Here is an 18,337-nt window from a genome sequence, read left to right as displayed (position 1 = left end):
ACCCGATGACAATGTGTCACCTCCTACACAAGTCGTTATGAGATGTTTTTGTGTATACCCTTTTTATATGTTTATTTTTGAAAAGTTTTTTAAAGAAAACAGCGGTACATTTGAACTACATGTTTGTAAGAACAAACAGGCTGTTCTTCGTTGACTATGACAAAATGTCATGATATATTGGTGAGAATTATGTTGACTTTTGTCGATAGGAGTCGTTTTTGTGAGGAGACGTAATCAAATTATTGAAACTGCGGTTCAACTTTTTATTCTAAATGGCTTTGAAAATGTGTCCATCGATGATATCAACAATGCCAGCGGAATCGCAAGAGGAACTTTTTATATTTATTTTAAGAATAAGGAGGAATTGTTGACCGAGATTTTAAATGATACCATCAATACGGTTATACTAGAGATCATTGCAATGCTACCACAAGACATCCCGCAGAATATCATTCAATACCAAAGTGAAATGAATATGATATGCGACTATTGTTTCGATTATTTCAAGGAAAAGGTTGTCATTATTAACTTAGTTGTCATGTCAAGGGCTTTCGGTTCCTCAGATATAGAGTTAGCTTGGAAAAGATGTCATGACTTCTTTTTAAAACGTTATGCTCCTGCTCTTTCTTTTATTGGAATACCCGAAAATGAGATCGAAACTTTTTTGATGATAAGATTAATAACATTACATTCCGCAATCGCTTATGTTTATAACCAGCATCCGGATCAAGTAGATATGTACAAAAAATCGGTATTAGATATGATAAAACTCATTAGATATCCCTAGGATTAACCTCAGAGTATTGATAACGTCGTATATACGATACAAAAAATCCCATTAACTGAAGTGATGAAATTAATTATCCCAAATATTTCAGCAGTAGCTGATACCCCTAATCTGTTTACTATATCAGCTGGATTGCAAACCAAAGATGAATATGCCTACCGTCATAATGTTGGGTTCACCTTTTTATCGAATATGATCGGGAAGTGGCTTTCTAATAGAAAACGATCTGAAGAACTCAGGTTGGTGGCAACTTTTCATGACATCGGCTTAGATAAAGCAATGAGAGAATGATAGACATCGCTGTAGTTAACGAAGTTAAATTATCGGAGGGCAGAACGGCACTATCGTTCATATTTTCCCGAGTTTTTCGAAGGACCGCTAGTTTCTGTGGGAACATCCTTCATCAATTTAGTGTAAATGAAAACAATTCATATAGATGCACTTGATGGCTTTAAAAAATAAAGTGTAACGCCCTATACGTAGACTTACCAAAGAAAGTTAGAGGCGACCTACCTGGATGATGGGCAAAGGAAAACGGGAACCAATGCTAAAGATGTTCTTGTATGAGTCGTATCAGCTCATAGAACAGTTGGAGCAGATCATTCTTGAAATAGAGCGGTTAGGAAAGATGACAGAAGATCAAATTCATCAAATCTTCCGCGTAATGCAATACAATAAAGGGCTCATCGGCGGTGATGATCTACAACGATATTGCTGAGATCGCACATGATACGGAGATCGGAGCGGTCGAAAAACAAACCTCTCTAGCACAAATCGCTGTGGTGGTTCAACAGTGGCTTTTGAAATAGTTAGGATCGCGTTAAGCAACATTAACCATGACAAATTAGTTTTTTTGTACGAATACCAATACGTGTTAGGGAGGTATCATTCCATTTTTTATTACTTGGAGAGGAATCTATGCGCACTGTGGCTTACGGAAGAACTGAATCGCTTGCAGAAAAAAGATATGAATACATACGAACATTCTCTACGAGTGGGCCGGTTGGCCAGACATATGGCATCCGAAATAAAGTTGAGCGAGATACAAACTCGCTTGTTGATATACGGTTGTTACCTGCATGACATCGGAAAAATATTTATTCCCAACGAAATTTTGAACAAAAATTCATCGTTGACCAGAGACGAATGGAATATAATGAAAAGTCATTCTTTATTGGGGGCCGAATGGATGGAGAAACGCGGAGATATTGACAAGGAAATTATCGAGATCATTAAATTTCACCATGAAAGGTGGAATGGGGAAGGTTATCCCTATGGGTTGGGTGGTAATAACATCCCCGATTTCGCTAAAGTTTGCGCGATTATCGATTCGTTTGACTGCATGGTGTCTGACCGCCCCTATCGAAGGGGATTATCGTTACGTGAAGCTAAAAGCGAACTGCTTCTGCATAGCAATGGGCAATTTGATAAGCATTATGTTGACCTGTTTATACGCTTGTCCGACGAAGTACTGGACCCATTTAGTACTACTTTTAGTAGTTACAATTAGTTTACATAAATAACCAACTTACATTTTCTAGTCTTGTCCAAACTAAAATTACGTGTGTAATGCCGAACTGTGTAGAAAAAACAAAAAAGAGGTGTTTTCAGATGAAATTTACTATCGGTAATAAAATGATAACTGGATTTTTAATTATAGCACTTTTTTTAGGGCTTATTAGTGCTCTATCTTATACTTATCTACAAAAAATCGATGATTCTTATACAGATTTGGTTGATAGGCGGGAAAAAATTTTATCACATTCTAAAGATATGAGGGCAGAAGCTCTGCAACAGATGAGCAGTTTACGTGATTATCTGTTAAACCAGAATAAAGATGGGTTGGACAGGTTTTATCAAGCTAATAACAACCTTGCAGAACTCATAAGCTCCACGTTGATCTTAGTACAGCGTGATGAAGACAAAAACGACATAAACAAATTAAATGAAATTAATCAACAATTTAAAAAAGATGCCGACCAAGTTATTAATTTAATGGGAACAAATAAGGAAGTTGCATTAAAAGCTTCGTCTGGGGTGATTTTGATTGGTCGCGATATGGAGGGCCTATCAAAGCGAATTGCCGACGGGCAACAAAAGTTAGTGGATGAGGGTAGTTCAGAAAACTCGGTGATGGTTGAATCCATTAAGAGAATAATTTTGGTTATTAGTGTAATCGCATTTATAACGGCTCTCATTATTGGTTTCTTTATTTCTAGAATAATTTCCAAACCAATTGTTCTGATAGCAAATGCAGCGAAACAAATTGCTTTAGGTGATCTAACACTCAAGGAAATTAAAGTGAAAAATCGGGATGAGGTCGGTGAACTAGCCAAGTCCTTCAATCAAATGGTTAGTAACCTTCGAGAACTAATCGCTCAAACCAATACTAGTGCTGAACATGTAGCAGCTTCCTCGGAAGAGTTGACTGCGAGCGCCCAGCAGACGAACGTTGCCACTGAACAAATTGCTTCTGCCATTCAGGAAGTCGCTGCTGGGTCCGACAAACAAGTTCAAAGCGTAAAAGAAAGTGTACAAGCAGTGAATGAAATGTCAGCAGGTACACAACAAATTGCAGCAAATGCGCAAAGCGTCTCATCGTCTGCCTTAGAAGCCGCAGAAAAGTCATTTGAGGGTAATCAAGCAATTCAACGCGTTATTATTCAAATGAATTCTATACATCGAACTATTGAAGATTTATCGGAAGTAATAAGTGGATTGGAAACACGATCCCAAGATATTGGCGAAACTGTTAGTATAATTTCAGATATAGCGGCACAAACGAATTTGCTGGCATTAAACGCTTCAATTGAAGCAGCACGGGCAGGGGAGCAAGGGAGAGGATTTGAGGTAGTAGCAAGTGAAATTCGAAAGCTCGCCGAACAATCGTCCCAGTCTTCCCAACAGATTACTGACCTTGTATCATCGATTCAACAAGAAACACATGCAGCTATGAAATCTATGGGAGCTGGAATTAAAGAAGTAGACGAAGGAATTCACGTAGTAAATACGGCAGGAACATCGTTTCAGCATATCGAACAATCAGTACAAAAGGTGTTAACTCAAATTCAAGAAGTAGCAGCGGCTGCGGAACAAATGTCTGCTAGTACGGAACAGGTTGCTAATTCCATGAAATTCATTTCAAATATAGTTGAGGAATCCGCATTGGGCATCCAACAGGTATCTGCCTCCACGGAGGAGCAATTGGCCTCTATGGAAGAAGTTTACTCCTTTGCTTCTTCCTTATCCCAAATGGCAGAACAATTACAAAGTCAAATTATTAAATTTAAAGTATAAAGTTTCAAACAACGAAAAAAAGGATTCAAAGGAATCCCCCCTGAATCCTTTTTTTTCTCAACAGTAAAAGAAGCGGCCAAATCAGTTGCACGGGATACAGCAATTTGCAACCGCCTCAAGCTATGCTATTGGAGCCGCTGCAGCTACGCCAGTGGGCACCGCAATAGCCGGAACAGTCACTTCAGCGGGAGCTGTACTCGCAGGAACAATGTACGAGAATAAGTAATGGTAGATGTGATGATGGATACCTCGAAACAGCGATAATTATCGGTTTGAAATTTCATACAACGAGGTAGATAATAAAAATCTTAGTAATGCCATTTGTAAATACGGATTGACTAAAAAAGGTCATATTTCTCCGGTTTTTTCGTGAGCAACTGAGAACATAGCATTCTTTAAGACGTGGTCAGCAATGCAACCTGGCACAAAGCTGCGATTCCGAAAGAAGGGCACTCAATTTAAGAGTGCCCAATACATTATTTTAAAGTAAATTCAAACCTTTTTTGAATTAATATTAAAGATTATGTTCGTGACTTATATTAACGAATGTAAACTTGTTTAAAGACGCATCACATTATACTTCAATAAAATCAAATTTATAATTACAAAATCTACAAATTTTTGCTTTAGCTTTAATCGTCTCGGCACATTGCGGACATTCTTTATTATCGTCAGTAGCTGCAGCAGATTGATTTATTGTATGTACTTCTTGCTCGATTAATTGTTGTTGATTTAGCATATGTTGCTGATATATTGTTTCTTGTACTGTGAGCTCTTCTTGTAGTTTGTCATGATGTTCTTGTATTAATTTTTCAAGCTCTATGACTTCAGCTTTTAATTGTGCTTGTTTATTTTCAGCCTCTGCTGCTCTCGCTTCAGCTTTATTAATTATAGAAACGCCTCGATGGCGAACGCTTAAGCCTATAATTAAAACCACTAAAACACCACCAACGATTAAGAATGCTTCTGAATCACCATTAGGGGGTTCCACAAACAACATAATAATACAGATAATAAATAGTATTCCAAAGATCACGGAGATACCTGTCCCAATGAATCGTACAACGCCGCCGCCAAGACCGGCACCGACTCCGACATTGTTAAGACTCTTGATCTCGGTACGCAATGCTTCAATTTTTGAGTTTAGTGGCTCTATTTTGCGCTCATATTCCAATTGAAGTTGATCCATTTTCATTCTGAATGCTTCTGTTGTATTCACTGTTCTAACGAATTGCTGCAAAGTAATCACCTCATGATATAGTGTTCTAAAGTTACTTATCTGAACCGCATCTTTGCGTTTCTAAGCTTCAATAGATCTTCTTCTACTTTAATATTTTGGGTATATACTACCATTATAACACTTTTATAGTAAATGGAATACGACAGAACATGACATATCCGGGATCTGTCCCGGGCATGTTTTTTACATATCCTACGAAGTCCGATTCGGATTAAACCCCAAGCATTACCTGTTTTTTATTCAATGGTTTACCCAAAACATTGCCCACAGAACAACCTTCTCCGATAGGTGTTATTGAAGGAACGGCGCCAACCCGCGTCGAAGTAATCGATAATTCTAACCGGCTCGCCGGTAGAATCGCTCGTGATCATTGTTTGTTCGAGGCATGTATGAGTAGTCGTTGTAAGTAAATAATCCTTTTCAAAACCCTGTTGTACGTACTTTGAATATTACGCTATGCTAATCTAGCAGGATGTAGTTCCATAGTGGCTAGTACTTGACCTATTCAGGTTTTTAAGTTAACAATTAGCCCGTTTATCTTATTAACAATAATAACCGAAGGTAGGCTGGTTCTGTAATGGAAAAGTATAAAGCATTTACATTCATTTTAACAATACCAAAAGTAAAATGGGCTGGCCAGCTGTATGCTGAGCGACTCCATCATTCAACAAAAACCGCTTTTTCGTGCCAGGTATTACTGCTCTGATATTCGCTGTTGATGCTTGAGGAAAAGGACGTTCCCTTGGCAAAGTTTCGGGATCAATTCACCGTTGCTTTGGCTCCTTCCTATGTGGCGCATACCTTGCTTGTGGAGAGTTCTATACCGTTATTAAAGCGCACATGGTATTCCTATGACGATACAGGGGAGCTTATCGAATTCAGCGAAGGATATTATTATACGGAAATGCAGCAATACATCGTGGATTATGATGTTTAAGAAGTTGAATGGTTACAACGGAAATAAGGAGCTCTTCCCAAGAGGATTTGAGCTCTTTTTTTCATTGCTTCACGCAAGACGGGCCTGACGCCCGAAGGGCTCCATAAATTTTTAATATATGGATTGCAGGAAAATAATTACATGGAACGAATATATAATTTTGTAATAAATAAATCAATTGGATAAATAAAATGAAAGGAGTCATGGAAGAAAGCATTTTATATTTTCGATTACTTTGCCGTAAGCAAATGAATAAGGAGATGAGAAATGCCTTGAGAAAATCAATGTTAACTCGCTGTTTCACCTGTTTGATGGTGTCCGTCTTGGCTGCGGGTACCGTGATACCTTTGAGTACTCAGGTATCAGCCGCTTCGTCAATCGTTACGAGTTCTTTGCCGTCCATGTTAATTACCGAGCTAGTCCCCGACTCCGGTGGAGATGTGAGCGGGGAGGATCCCTTCGAATATGTTGAAGTATACAATAACAGCGATCAGCCGATCGATTTTAAGGATTATTCCATTCTCTACCGCTACCCCGGGGAACCGGGGAACGATCTGTTCTGGCGACCCTATACCAATGAAACCATTATCATCCAACCAGGGCAGGCCATGGTGTTCTGGGCGGTGACGGCGGCTGGGGAGTCGAAGACCGTGGCGGATTTTAACACTCATTTCGGTACCTCCTTGGTTGAGAACAGGGATATTGTCCGTATACCGGGCGGTTTAAACAATTTGCGGGAGCGTACGATCGTAGTAGCCACAAACACGGGACAAGATATCGTCCGGGCCAGCTATAACCAAGGGGTATTGGACACGCAGACGGATATGGGCATTGTGTATGGAGCTCCGGCGCCGGGCAGCCTCGATATGCAGATGGTCAGTGCCAAAAGTATGCCGGCTTCGCCGGGCACCTTATCTCCGGGGCAAGCTCCCGCAGAGCCAGTTCAAACGATGCCTGACTCGAAAGCTCCGACGATTCGGGATATCTCGAATTTGATGGGAATCGATCTGATTCAGCCGATCGAGCTTACTGCGGAGGCAAGTGATGACCGCTTGCTCGCCAGCGTTGCACTGCATTATAAAACAAACAAGACGACAGATTTCAAGAAAGTTCTCATTGCCCGCAGCGCGGACGGACGATTCCGCCACTCGCTCGAGATGATGGAATGGTTCGCGAGTCCGACGCTGGAGTACTATTTTTCAGCCTCGGACGGCACGAATGTGGTATCGACCCCGCCGCGTACAATAGCATTGGCCGGCAACGAACAGAGCCCTTCACTGAATGTAAAGCATGATAATGTACTGACGGGGGAACGTACATTGATCGGCTCGGCAACGGGCTCGACCGAAGGTATGATCTTGGCCATCGACGGTGCGCAGGCATCTCCTCTCGAGAAAGCGCTCGAGAAAACCGCTTATTTTGTATTTGAAGCGGATGATATCGACAAAGGGCAGAACGTGATCACAATGGGCAGTGAAACCTTGCATCTCATCCCGTTCGCAACCTCCGATTATAAAACCATTGTCGTCCCTGTCCGCCCTGAGCTGTTCCGTTATGGACAATCCAATGCCATCGCGATCCGGGCCGGATCGGTCACACGTCCCTATTATGAGAATCAGCCTGAGCCCGGCTTGGATGACTTCAATATCCGTAATGTACGTCTGGTACTCGCAGACGGTACCGTATTACGGGATCCTAAATACGCTAACCCTGCAACTGTGCTGGATATGGGGGATAACGGTCGTTTCCTGCCTATCGTCTACTTTAATTTCGCAATACCCGCTGCTTATTGGAAAGGAACAGCGTATCGTTGGAACACGTTAGCCGTCCCTGATGGCCGTCACACCGTTGAGGCCGTAATGCCGGACGGAGGTCGTGTTGCGGCGAATGTCATTGTGGATAATCAAGGACCGGTCTTTACTACGAACATGGTTAACGGAAGTGCTTATAAAGGTGCATTCGTTATCCAAGCACATGCAACCGATGCCGCTACGGCCGTTGCTTCCTTTGAAGCGACATTGGACGGAATAGCCATCCAGCTTCCCTATGCGACATCCTCCGCGGGCTTGTCGCCCGGAGAACATGTACTCACCTTAAAGGCGGCGGACCTCGCTGGCAAAAGCAGTGAGCAAACGATTCGATTCACAACTTCTGAAGAACATCCATTGCAGCCCGTACTTGTGAAGCCTGTTGACCAAGCGGAGGATGTCGCCACGGAAGCCGTTCTGCAGGTATCGGTTTCCGATCCCACTGGTGATCCTCTTCAGGTAGGATTTTATCAGGGAAAGCGACTGAATGCGGCGGATTCCAGAGTAACCGTCTATTCCCATGCAGCGGATGTAGAACCACCGTTATCGTTGTCCCTTCCGGGGGAAAATCAGCTTACAGGCCAGGATAAATCGGCCATAGGGGCTTCGGATAATCAATATTTCACCTCGGATGCAACGGAACAATTTCCGTACCAACGCTTTGCCGTGGAGGTTGGTAACGGCACGGGTGCCGGCGATCTCATCGAGCTGCGTTGGGAAGGGCATTCTCTAAAAGGCCGCAAGGTCGGGTTGTATGCTTGGAACTTTGCAGCCGGCAGATGGGACTCCCTAAGCTCGGTCGTCGCATCGTCTGAGGAGGATTTTACTTTATCTGCAAGCTTCGATGCGGGGGATTATGCTCGAGACGGTATGGTTCAAGCTTTGGTGCAGGATGAGATTCCTCGCCGCGACCAGTACGACTTTACGATCGGATGGCTGCCGGATACGCAAATTTATGCCGAAATACTTCCGGAGTATTTTGAATCGCAGGTGAATTTCCTTCGTGACGCCAAAGAATCCATGAATATACAGTATGTCGCGCATATCGGTGACATTGTTAATTCCGCCGGTATTGAGGGGCAATGGGAACGTGCCGACCGTTTCATGAAGGTGCTGGAGCAAGCCGACATTCCTTACGGTGTGGTAGCGGGTAACCATGACGTATTCGACGGCGGTGCTACCTCAGAGCCAAACTATTCCGCTTTTTCCAAATGGTTCGGAGCGAGCCGTTTTGAGAATAAGCCCTTTTACGGCGAATCGTACAAAGACAACCGAGGTCATTACGACCTCATCTCAGCCAGCGGCAACGATTTCATTTTCGTGTATATGGGCTGGGGAGTGAACGACGAGGACATGGCCTGGATGAACGGCGTGCTGAAGCAGCATCCGGATCGCAAAGCAGTTGTTGTTGTGCACGAGTATTTACAGAATAATGCCGCCCGTTCGGCCACAGGGAACAAGATTTATCAAGGGGTAGTCGTGCCGAACCCGAACGTCGTGATGGTCTTGAGCGGCCATTTCACCGGCAGCGCACTGCGCACGGATCAGATCGACGATAATAAGGATGGGAAACCCGACCGTAAAGTATATCAGATGCTGAACGATTATCAGGGCATTCCCAATGGCGGAGACGGATATTTGAAGCTGCTCCATTTTGATACGGAATCGGACACCGTGTACGTGAATACCTACTCTCCGATGCTGGAAGATTACAATTACTACGAGCCTAGCAAGGATGAATTTACGCTCTCGCTTGAGCTTGCCCCGCAATTGAAAAGAGTTGCCACAGATTTGTTCGAAGTGAAGGTGTATTCGAACGAACAGATCGGTATGGTCCAAGCGAACAGCGGTATGTATGCGGAAGTGGTTTGGAATGGATTAAAGGGAAGCCAAATGTATGAGTGGTTCGCTCTAGCGAAGGATGGCTTCGGGGGGACAACGTATTCGGATATCTGGTCGTTCCGTACCCGCCTCACGGTTCCGGCACCGGAGCTGCTGAATGTCCGGAAGGTCACTGCCACATCCGCGGAGTTGCTTTGGAATCCGATTCAGGCATCTGACGGTTCGAGTGTTACGTATCTTGTGTATGGAACTCACGGGACAACTGCTTCGGTTACTGACAGTGTGTATAGCGTTACCGGTCTCCAACCGGATACAACGTACACGTTCCATATTACCGCTGTGCATCCTTCCGGTATTTCCTCAAGCCCCAGCGCGCCTGTGACCTTCACAACACTGATTAACCTCGCCGCGCTTCAGGAGGGGGTTCAGCGCTTCGTTTCTGACGGTAAGCTGCAGCACCCGCTGTCCAAGCAACTGGAGCAAATGCTTCTCCAAGCGGAACACCATGAGCAGAAGGGTCAACGGGACCAAGCTGGGAAGAAGCTGGAGGATTTCCTTAAGCACTTGAACAACCATGGGCAAGATAAGCATATTACTCCGGACGCGATGCAGTGGTTAATCCTGAAGTCACAGGCACTAAAGCAAATATGGCAAGGTCAGTACAATCCGTAAGTAAATAGCCAAAAAAACTAAGATCCGCATCCAGCAGCTGGAGCGGATCTTAGCATTGTATAGGTCATTATAAAGATAATTGATCAATAGGAATTTTGAACACATTCTGCAGCACCAGTCCAACGGCGAGAGTAGTACCGTCGGGCGAATCTTCTTTGTGAATGAACGCTAAGCTCCGGCATGTTTCGGGTACATTCGCAAGCACTTGCGTCTCCAGCTCACTAATAAACACCGATCCCAAGGCTTTCAGTACACTGCCTGTAATCAATACACGATCAGGGTTCAACAGTGTAACCGTATTAGCTATCGTATTCGTAATAGCCGCCATCAGGATACCTGCCAGCTGCACGGCCTCCGGTTCCTCCGAACGGAGCCGTTCTGCAAATGTTTCGAGAGTAACCCCGATATTTTTACCTATCCCATGGGCTGAAGCGAGGGTAGTCAAGCAGCCTTTCCCCCCACAATAGCAAGGGTAGTCGAAGGGAGCGGAGAATGTCTTAATATGCCCCACTTCGCCTGCCACGAAGCTGGATCCTGTAACCAGTTGCTTCTCGACAACAATCGCGCCCCCGATGCCGCGGTCAAATTTAAAGGTTACGTTATTCCTAGAAAGGGCCAGAGAACCACCCATGTTTTCATTGAGAGCGAGCAGGTTGGTGTCATTCTCTAGATAAACCGGTACGGTAAACTCCTCCTCAAGCAGCTCCGCAAGGGGAATCCGTTTCCAGCCAAGACCGGGCGAACGTAACAGCACTCCTTGACTCGAGTCGACAAGCCCATGGACACTAATGCCGATGCCCTTCAGCTCGGAGGTATTCGGTATTTTATCCACGAGCTTGCCTAAAACACCACGAACCACCCGCAGCAAATCTTCCTCGGACGAGTAGCCATTCTCCCGAAGCTCGAATGAGGCTAATCTTTCATTTCGAAAATTATAGAGGGCCCCCTTGGCGGAAGATCCGGATAATTCCAAACCGATTGCACAGTATCGGGAACTACTGATTAACAGAGGGACTCGTTTGCGTCCGCTGCCGCTCTCAAGTGCCTGGGGCTCGCCTTCAACGATTACCTTGTCTTGTAACAGCCGATTTACGATATTCGTCACTGTTTGCGTGCTAAGTCCTGTTTTCTGGGCAAGCTCAACACGGGATATAGGATATTCGGAGAATATCAGATGCAGCACCTTCTGCTGATTAATGGATTTTAACAGGGTATGGCTTGTGGACTTTACATTGGACATGGGTTGGCCTCTCTCTCTAACACACGGTACGAATCGGGTCTCATTCCACTTAGTTTACCATTCTCGCAGCCTTCATGAAAAGACATACTTTGTCGAAACATTCTTATTGCTTAGATAGAAAAATAAGGATATTATATAATAAATATAATTGATTTATTATCCTGCAGGCAAATTGTAACCGCATTCATTTACTCGAGGTGTTTTAAACTTTACATTGTGAATACAAAACCATGCAAGAGAGATAACAATTTGCCTGTAGAATAATTAATAAATCAATTGATTTTACTAATTCGAAGGGGGTCTCACAATGTCAAAAAATTATGGTAAGCTCACGAGTTTAAGCTTGGTATTCGCATTGTCCTCATCTGTACTTGCAGGCTGCGCCGGGGGGGCGCAAGAACAACAGCCGGCTGCCCAGCCGGGCACGAACTCGAAGGCAGAAGTCTACGATAACGGTCTGCCCAAGAATGATAAGGTAACCCTGAAGGTCGGATTTTTTATGGGAGGTTATGGCCGGGAATGGTTCGATAATGCCGTTAAGTCCTTTACAGCGAAATATCCCAACGTATCGTTCGATGTGACCGCTTCGGCGGACATGAAGAATATCCTGCAAACCAAAATCTCCGCAGGCAACGATAACGATATGTTTGACTTCTTCAATACTACGCCTCCTGCTGGAGCTTCCGGCATTGTGTCGCTTGCTGAGGCAGGTAAGCTGGAGCCGTGGGACGATTTGTTTGACCGCAAGCTGCCGGATTCACCAACCAAGTCCATGAAAGAGATGTTGCTGCCGGGAATGTTTGAGTCGTTCACCCGTGTCAATGGGAAAATCTATGAATTTGCGACGGCCAGCTCCTTTGGGGGATTATTCTATAATAAAACGCTTTTCGAAAAAAACGGCTGGAATCAGAGCCCAAGAACCTGGGCCGAGTTTAACGAGCTTCTGGCGAAAATAAAAGCAACCGGCGTGAGCCCCATTACCTTCCCTGGCATTCATCCGAATTATTATGATTGGGCGTTCGGGCCGGCTAAGCTTTTCGAATTAGCCGATATGAAGGGCAGCGCAGATAAGGCGATTGAAAACTTTAAAACCTATACCGGTCCTCAGTATACAAGTCCGGAAAGCCTGGAGCATTGGAATCGACTCTATGAGCTCGGCAAGAAAGGGTATTTTCCTGAAGGTCTGCCGGCTTTAACCCATACCCAATCCCAAATGCAGGTGATCCAAGGGCAAGCAGCTATGGTAGCGACTGGAAGTCATGTAGAGAACGAAATGAAGAAGTCGACGCCGGAGGATTTCAAATGGGGCTTCATGGCCGTTCCTTTCGTAGAGAACAAAAATCAAAAGATCTGGGTAAGAAGCGGCATCACGAACTTCCAGTATCTGTGGGCAGGCAAGCCGGAGTTGAACAAGAAATGGTCGAAGGAGTTTATCCTTTGGTTAATGACTTTGGAAAATCAGCAATTTGCTGCGGAGAAGTCCGGCGCACTTCCGATGCGCAAGGATATCATCGACGATGCAAGCAAAGTCGTCAAGCTGTCGAGTTCGGCTCAAGCGATCCTGAAGTACATTAAAGAAACCGATGCCCGTACATATAAGGCACACAGAACCATCAGCATCTCCGATCCGAACCTTGCCAAAGCGACCAAAATGGTAGAAGAAATGACGGTTAAGGTTGTTCTCGGCAAACAGGATCCGAAGCCGATTCTGGAGGAAGCGGAGCAGCTTCTGCAGAAAGCGGTGCAAGCTCAGAAGAAATAATCGGGTGACGGGCGGAGAGGCTCATCTCTCCGCTTTCCCTCATGATAGGAGTTGAATCAATTGGCCGATCAGGTCTCCACTGTACTGAAAGATCAACGTACCTTGCCATCCCGCAAGCTGGGGTTGGATAAAGCAAGCACCCAGAAGTGGCTGTTTCTTATCCTGGCGATCGTCCCTCCCTTTGGCGGGTATCTGCTTTTTACGCTATTCCCGAACATCTTATCCGTGTACTACGCCTTGCTCGATTGGGATGGGCTGACTGAGCCCAAGTTTGTCGGCATTCAGAATTTCATAACAGCGTTACAGGACGAATATGTATGGCGTGCGCTGGGTCATAACGTCATTTTTATGATTACCATACCTGTCCTGGTTGTCCTCATCTCATTGCTGCTTGCCTATTTGGTTACTTACAAATCGTATATCGAGAATGAGTTTTTGAAGGTATTGTTCTTTTTTCCTAATGTATTGTCCATTGTGGTGGTCGCTTTGCTCTGGGCGTTTATTTATGATGGCACGTATGGTTTGCTTAATGGTGCTTTGAAGCTCATGGGTATGGATATGAAGAACTTTTATTGGCTTGGCAGCGAAAATACGGCCATCTGGGCGCTCATTCCGCCATGGGTATGGGGGGGCGTAGGCTTATATGTAATCATTTTCGTCAATGCAATGACGGCCATACCAAAATCACTATATGAATCGGCCATTCTTGAAGGTGCTAGCCATATGACCCGTCTGTTTTCCATTACGCTTCCACTAATCATGCCGGTCGTTCGGGTAAGCGTACTCTTCCTAGTTGTAGGAACACTCAAAACCTTTGAGCTCATTCTGATCATGACGAACGGCGGTCCTTCCGGATCGACGGATGTCATTGGTCTCTATATGTTTAATCTTGCTTTTGGGAAAGAGTATATTAACTACGGTTACGCATCGGCTGTCGGTATGATCCTCTTCGTCATCTTGGTTACGGCGAAGCTGCTGATGGATAAATTTTTGCCGAACCGGGGTGTAGAGTACTAGATCGGAATAGAGGAGGGGAAACGCTTGAAAGAAAAGCGAACGTTCATGGACGTCATCTGGCGTCTGCTATTATACTGCTGGGGAATGACCATCCTGTTTCCGCTCGTATGGGTTTTCTATGAATCTCTCAAAACGAATCCGGAATTTTTCAAGGATTTATGGAGTCTTCCCAAAAAAGCACAATGGTCAAATTACGTCACCGCCTGGACGGAATACGGCTTCGGGCAATCGCTGCTGAATACGCTTTATTATGTGGGCGGAAGCCTGGTGCTCAGTCTTTTCTTCACAACGCTGAACGCCTATGCTCTTACCCGAATGGAGTTCAGGGGGAGGAGCTTGATCTGGGGCTTGATCATGCTTTCCTTATTCCTGCCTGGTATTAATGCACTGGTTCCCCAATACGTTGTCATGAGAGAGCTGGGATTAACGAATAGCCTAACCGGCTTGATCCTGCTGTCTTCGTTAGGGGAGAGTGTATTCTACTTAATGCTTCTTGGGGGATTTATGAAGTCCTTGCCGAAGGATTTGGAGGAAAGCGCGCACATCGACGGAGCTTCGATTTTTCAAGTGTTCTGGAGGGTCATTGTACCCTTGTCCACACCGGGGATTGTCACTGTAGCCATATTCAAGTTTCTGGGGTATTACAACAACTTTATGGGCCCGTTCATTTATTTGAGCGACCCGAAGAAATATACGATTGCCGTGCAAATGTATCAAGCCAACAAGATGATGGAATATACGACGGACTGGGTAACCTTGTTTGCCGGTGTTAGTATCGCTATGGTTCCTTCCGTGATCGTATTTATCCTATTCCAAAAAATGATCATGCAGGGCGCGACATTAGGGGCGGTTAAAGGATAGATTCCTGTATCCGTTTTTGGCCTTAAAGGGGACGAGTGAAACGATGGCAATGGCAAAATATCGGCTTCTTGCTCTTGATTTAGACGGCACTACCTTAACAGATGACAAAAGGATCACAGAACATACCCGTCGCAGAATCTATGAAGCCGTCGACGCAGGGGTGACGGTCATTTTCTCCACAGGACGAGGGCTGCAGACGGCAGGGCTGCTCTGGGATGAGCTCGGGCTAAATGCTCCGATGGTGCTTCTGAATGGGGCGGAGCTCTGGAAAGGCCCCAAACAGGTGTGGGAGCGGAATTATCTTAGTCGTGAGGAGGTTCGCCAGCTGCACGCCATAGCAGCAAGAGTCAACGCTGGCTTCTGGGGCTACAGTGTCGAATGCCTTACTGGGGATAAGGACTGGACGGACGCGATGTTTGATTTGGACTGGATGAAGTTCGGCATTCGTCATGATGACCCGGATGTTCTGAACGAGCTCCGCGATCAGGTTCGAGCCCTGGGTACCCTTGAAATCACGGCTTCAGCATCGATCAATATGGAAATTTCAAAATTAGGGATTACCAAGGAGTACGGAGTACGTAGGGTATGTGAATACCTTGGGATCGAGATGGATGAGGTCATGGCGATAGGCGATCATCAGAATGATTTGAAGCTTATTCGAGCTGCTGGCTTCGGTGTGGCCATGGGCAATGCCGAAGATGTAATCAAGCTTGCTGCGGATGCCGTGACGACATCCAATGAGCAAGACGGAGTAGCGACAGCGATAGAGCGCTACTTACTCGGATAATAAATTTACATTTATGAGGAGTGCTGCAACATGAAGATTGCTGTGGTCGGCTGTGGAACGATGGGCCGTACACACGGGGCCGAGCTAGCCAGAATGCCGGGTGTCCATTTGGTTGGCTTTTGTGACATTCAAGAGGATGCCGCTCTCTTGCTTTCGAAAGCTTATGAAACGAAAGCTTATCATGATTTTGATCAAATGCTGGCAGAAGCAAATTCCGATATCGTAGATATTTGTTTGCCTACGAATTTACATAAAGAGTATGTCCTTCGGGCGGCTCGGCAGGGGAAGCATATCATTTGTGAGAAGCCGATCGCGATGGTCCCGGAGGATGCGGAGGAAATGATCGAGGAATGCCGGAAGCAAGGCGTCCGATTGTTTATAGGGCATGTGGTGCGGTTTTTCCCGAACTACGCGGACATTCGCCGCAAAGCTGAACATGGGGCCGTAGGCCGTCCCGGTGTACTTCATGCAAGACGAATGGGCGGACATCCGGGACAAGCCAAAGACTGGTACAACCATAGTGACATCAGCGGTGGAGTCATCCTGGATTTGATGATTCACGATATTGACTTTGCCCAGAGCATCTTCGGCAAGGTTGATTCGGTTTATGCTATGTATCGTAAGGGCGAGGGTCTGGAATACGCATTGGTTACTTTGAAATTTGAAGGCGGGGAGCTGGCTCACTTAGAAGGGTACTGGGGCTATCCCGGGCCGTTCACGACGAGCGCCGAGCTGGCCGGGAGCGGAGGTGTCATTCGCTTTAACAGTGAGGAGTCCTTATCGATACGCGTATGCAGGAAGAAAGAGGCCGGTACCGAAGGACCGACGGTTGCCGTTCCGAAAAGCCCTACGGTTCATAGCCCATACTATCTTGAATTGGAGCATTTCATTGCATGTCTCCGTTCCGGACTTGAGCCGACGGTAACGACAACGGATGCACTTAGCGCGCTGCAGATCGGTCTTATGGCTATAGAATCAGCGGCAACGGGCCGTCCGGTGAAAACGAATGAATATCGTAGCAAAGGGAAGGGAGAGGAACGCCAGCATGTCAAACATTAAGGTAGGGATGATCAGCTTCGCACACGGACATGGGGGCGGCTTTTTTGCACAGTTGCAGCGATTGTCGGGAGTCGAAGTAACGGCTATTGCTGATGCGAATCGCTCCAGAGTAGAGCGTTACTTGATGGAAGATGAAAACATCCGGTATTATGCAGACTACCGTGAACTGCTTCAAAGTGATTGTGATGCCGTGATCATCTGCTCGGAGAACATTCATCATGCAGAGATGACGATCGCCGCTGCGAAGGCGGGAAAGCATGTGTTATGTGAGAAGCCGCTTGGTCTTTCCATTCGTGAGATGCGTGAAATGCTCGATACCTGCCAAAGTTATGGGGTCCAGCTGATGACGGCGTTTCCTTGCCGGTTTCTGCCGGCCGTGATTCGAGCCAAAGAGGCGATCGAGCGCGGGGATATCGGAGAGATCGTAGCGATCAAGGGGACGAATCGCGGCACGATGCCGGGCGGTTGGTTTGTAGACCCGGCGCTGTCGGGCGGCGGGGCGTTACTTGACCATTCCGTTCACGTTATGGATCTGCTGCACTGGATACTGGACAGCCCGGTAAAGGAAGTTTACGCCGTGTCAGGAACGCTGTTTCATGACATCCCTGTAGAGGACGCAGGTTTTGTTCACGTGAAATTCGCGAGCGGGGCTTTCGCCTCCATTGATACCAGCTGGTCGCGACCGAAAGCGTTTCCTTCTTGGGGAGATGTTACATTGGAGATTGTCGGTACCAAAGGACTGCTCTCTGTCGATGCTTTCGCACAAATCAACGAAGTGTATAGCGACGAAAGCCTCAAGGCTCAGTGGAGCTACTGGGGAGATGATATGAACCGCTGCCTAGTGGAGGCATTCGTTCAAGCGATCCGCATGAACGAAGAAGTTCCCATAACCGGGGTCGACGGTATGCGCTCCACACTCGTAGCGTTAGCGGCATGCGAGTCCGTACGCAGGGGAGAGCCCGTTACATTGAACGAAGCCTACGAATTCAAGGGGTAGTTCGTGCAAAAGAACATAAAGATACCGATGG

At 45.8% G+C, this 18,337-nt stretch carries 15 protein-coding genes; 13 read left to right on the top strand and 2 right to left on the bottom strand.

The genetic code is table 11. The features are described from left to right. Positions 1 to 220 precede the first annotated feature (220 nt). The 5 genes from QMO62_RS27615 to QMO62_RS27595 all read left to right on the top strand — a co-directional run bounded on the left by QMO62_RS27615 (position 221) and on the right by QMO62_RS27595 (position 4,084). Positions 221 to 787 (top strand): TetR/AcrR family transcriptional regulator, encoded by a 567-nt coding sequence (locus QMO62_RS27615; protein WP_284645712.1) that lies wholly within the window; start codon positions 221 to 223, stop codon positions 785 to 787. Positions 788 to 847: 60 nt separating this feature from the next. Next, a complete protein-coding gene (locus QMO62_RS27610; protein ID WP_284645711.1) occupies positions 848 to 1,078 on the top strand; it encodes a hypothetical protein in 231 nt (76 codons plus the stop codon). Between the two features lie 226 nt (positions 1,079 to 1,304). Then, positions 1,305 to 1,505 (top strand): hypothetical protein, encoded by a 201-nt coding sequence (locus tag QMO62_RS27605; RefSeq protein WP_284645710.1) that lies wholly within the window; start codon positions 1,305 to 1,307, stop codon positions 1,503 to 1,505. A gap of 249 nt (positions 1,506 to 1,754) precedes the next feature. Continuing rightward, positions 1,755 to 2,297 (top strand): HD-GYP domain-containing protein, encoded by a 543-nt coding sequence (locus tag QMO62_RS27600; protein ID WP_284645709.1) that lies wholly within the window; start codon positions 1,755 to 1,757, stop codon positions 2,295 to 2,297. Between the two features lie 101 nt (positions 2,298 to 2,398). Beyond that, positions 2,399 to 4,084 (top strand): methyl-accepting chemotaxis protein, encoded by a 1,686-nt coding sequence (locus tag QMO62_RS27595; RefSeq protein WP_284645708.1) that lies wholly within the window; start codon positions 2,399 to 2,401, stop codon positions 4,082 to 4,084. Between the two features lie 574 nt (positions 4,085 to 4,658). Here QMO62_RS27595 and QMO62_RS27590 read toward each other — a convergent pair. After that, a complete protein-coding gene (locus QMO62_RS27590; RefSeq protein WP_284645707.1) occupies positions 4,659 to 5,303 on the bottom strand; it encodes a zinc ribbon domain-containing protein in 645 nt (214 codons plus the stop codon). A 739-nt stretch (positions 5,304 to 6,042) separates the two neighbouring features. On the opposite strand from QMO62_RS27590, the gene QMO62_RS27585 reads away from it, so the two are divergent. After that, positions 6,043 to 6,261 carry a UTRA domain-containing protein gene (locus tag QMO62_RS27585; protein WP_284645706.1) on the top strand — a complete coding sequence of 73 codons (219 nt, stop codon included), beginning with the start codon at positions 6,043 to 6,045 and terminating at the stop codon, positions 6,259 to 6,261. A 338-nt stretch (positions 6,262 to 6,599) separates the two neighbouring features. Further along, positions 6,600 to 10,583, top strand: coding sequence for an FIMAH domain-containing protein (locus QMO62_RS27580; RefSeq protein ID WP_284645705.1), 3,984 nt, complete (start codon positions 6,600 to 6,602; stop codon positions 10,581 to 10,583). 67 nt (positions 10,584 to 10,650) lie between these two features. On the opposite strand, the gene QMO62_RS27575 is transcribed toward QMO62_RS27580, so the two are convergent. Next, positions 10,651 to 11,823, bottom strand: a complete 1,173-nt coding sequence (locus QMO62_RS27575; RefSeq protein ID WP_284645704.1) for an ROK family transcriptional regulator — start codon at positions 11,821 to 11,823, stop codon at positions 10,651 to 10,653. 307 nt (positions 11,824 to 12,130) lie between these two features. On the opposite strand from QMO62_RS27575, the gene QMO62_RS27570 reads away from it, so the two are divergent. The 6 genes from QMO62_RS27570 to QMO62_RS27545 are packed head-to-tail and all read left to right on the top strand — an operon-like array spanning position 12,131 to position 18,306. Beyond that, complete coding sequence (locus tag QMO62_RS27570; RefSeq protein ID WP_284645703.1) at positions 12,131 to 13,585, top strand: extracellular solute-binding protein; 1,455 nt, start codon at positions 12,131 to 12,133, stop codon at positions 13,583 to 13,585. Positions 13,586 to 13,636: 51 nt separating this feature from the next. Then, entirely contained in the window at positions 13,637 to 14,602 is a 966-nt protein-coding gene (locus QMO62_RS27565; RefSeq protein WP_284645702.1) for a carbohydrate ABC transporter permease, read from the top strand. Between the two features lie 24 nt (positions 14,603 to 14,626). Beyond that, positions 14,627 to 15,463, top strand: coding sequence for a carbohydrate ABC transporter permease (locus QMO62_RS27560; RefSeq protein WP_284645701.1), 837 nt, complete (start codon positions 14,627 to 14,629; stop codon positions 15,461 to 15,463). 43 nt (positions 15,464 to 15,506) lie between these two features. Next, positions 15,507 to 16,250, top strand: a complete 744-nt coding sequence (locus QMO62_RS27555; protein WP_348651734.1) for a Cof-type HAD-IIB family hydrolase — start codon at positions 15,507 to 15,509, stop codon at positions 16,248 to 16,250. Between the two features lie 30 nt (positions 16,251 to 16,280). Then, positions 16,281 to 17,309 (top strand): Gfo/Idh/MocA family protein, encoded by a 1,029-nt coding sequence (locus QMO62_RS27550; protein WP_284645700.1) that lies wholly within the window; start codon positions 16,281 to 16,283, stop codon positions 17,307 to 17,309. After that, complete coding sequence (locus tag QMO62_RS27545) at positions 17,296 to 18,306, top strand: Gfo/Idh/MocA family protein (RefSeq protein WP_284645699.1); 1,011 nt, start codon at positions 17,296 to 17,298, stop codon at positions 18,304 to 18,306. The genes QMO62_RS27550 and QMO62_RS27545 overlap by 14 nt, the downstream gene beginning before the upstream one ends. The last annotated feature ends 31 nt before the right edge of the window (positions 18,307 to 18,337 follow it).

This window comes from Paenibacillus silviterrae (genome assembly GCF_030167925.1).
GTDB lineage: Bacteria > Bacillota > Bacilli > Paenibacillales > NBRC-103111 > Paenibacillus_G > Paenibacillus_G silviterrae.
This window is presented reverse-complemented; position numbering and strand designations above follow the sequence as displayed.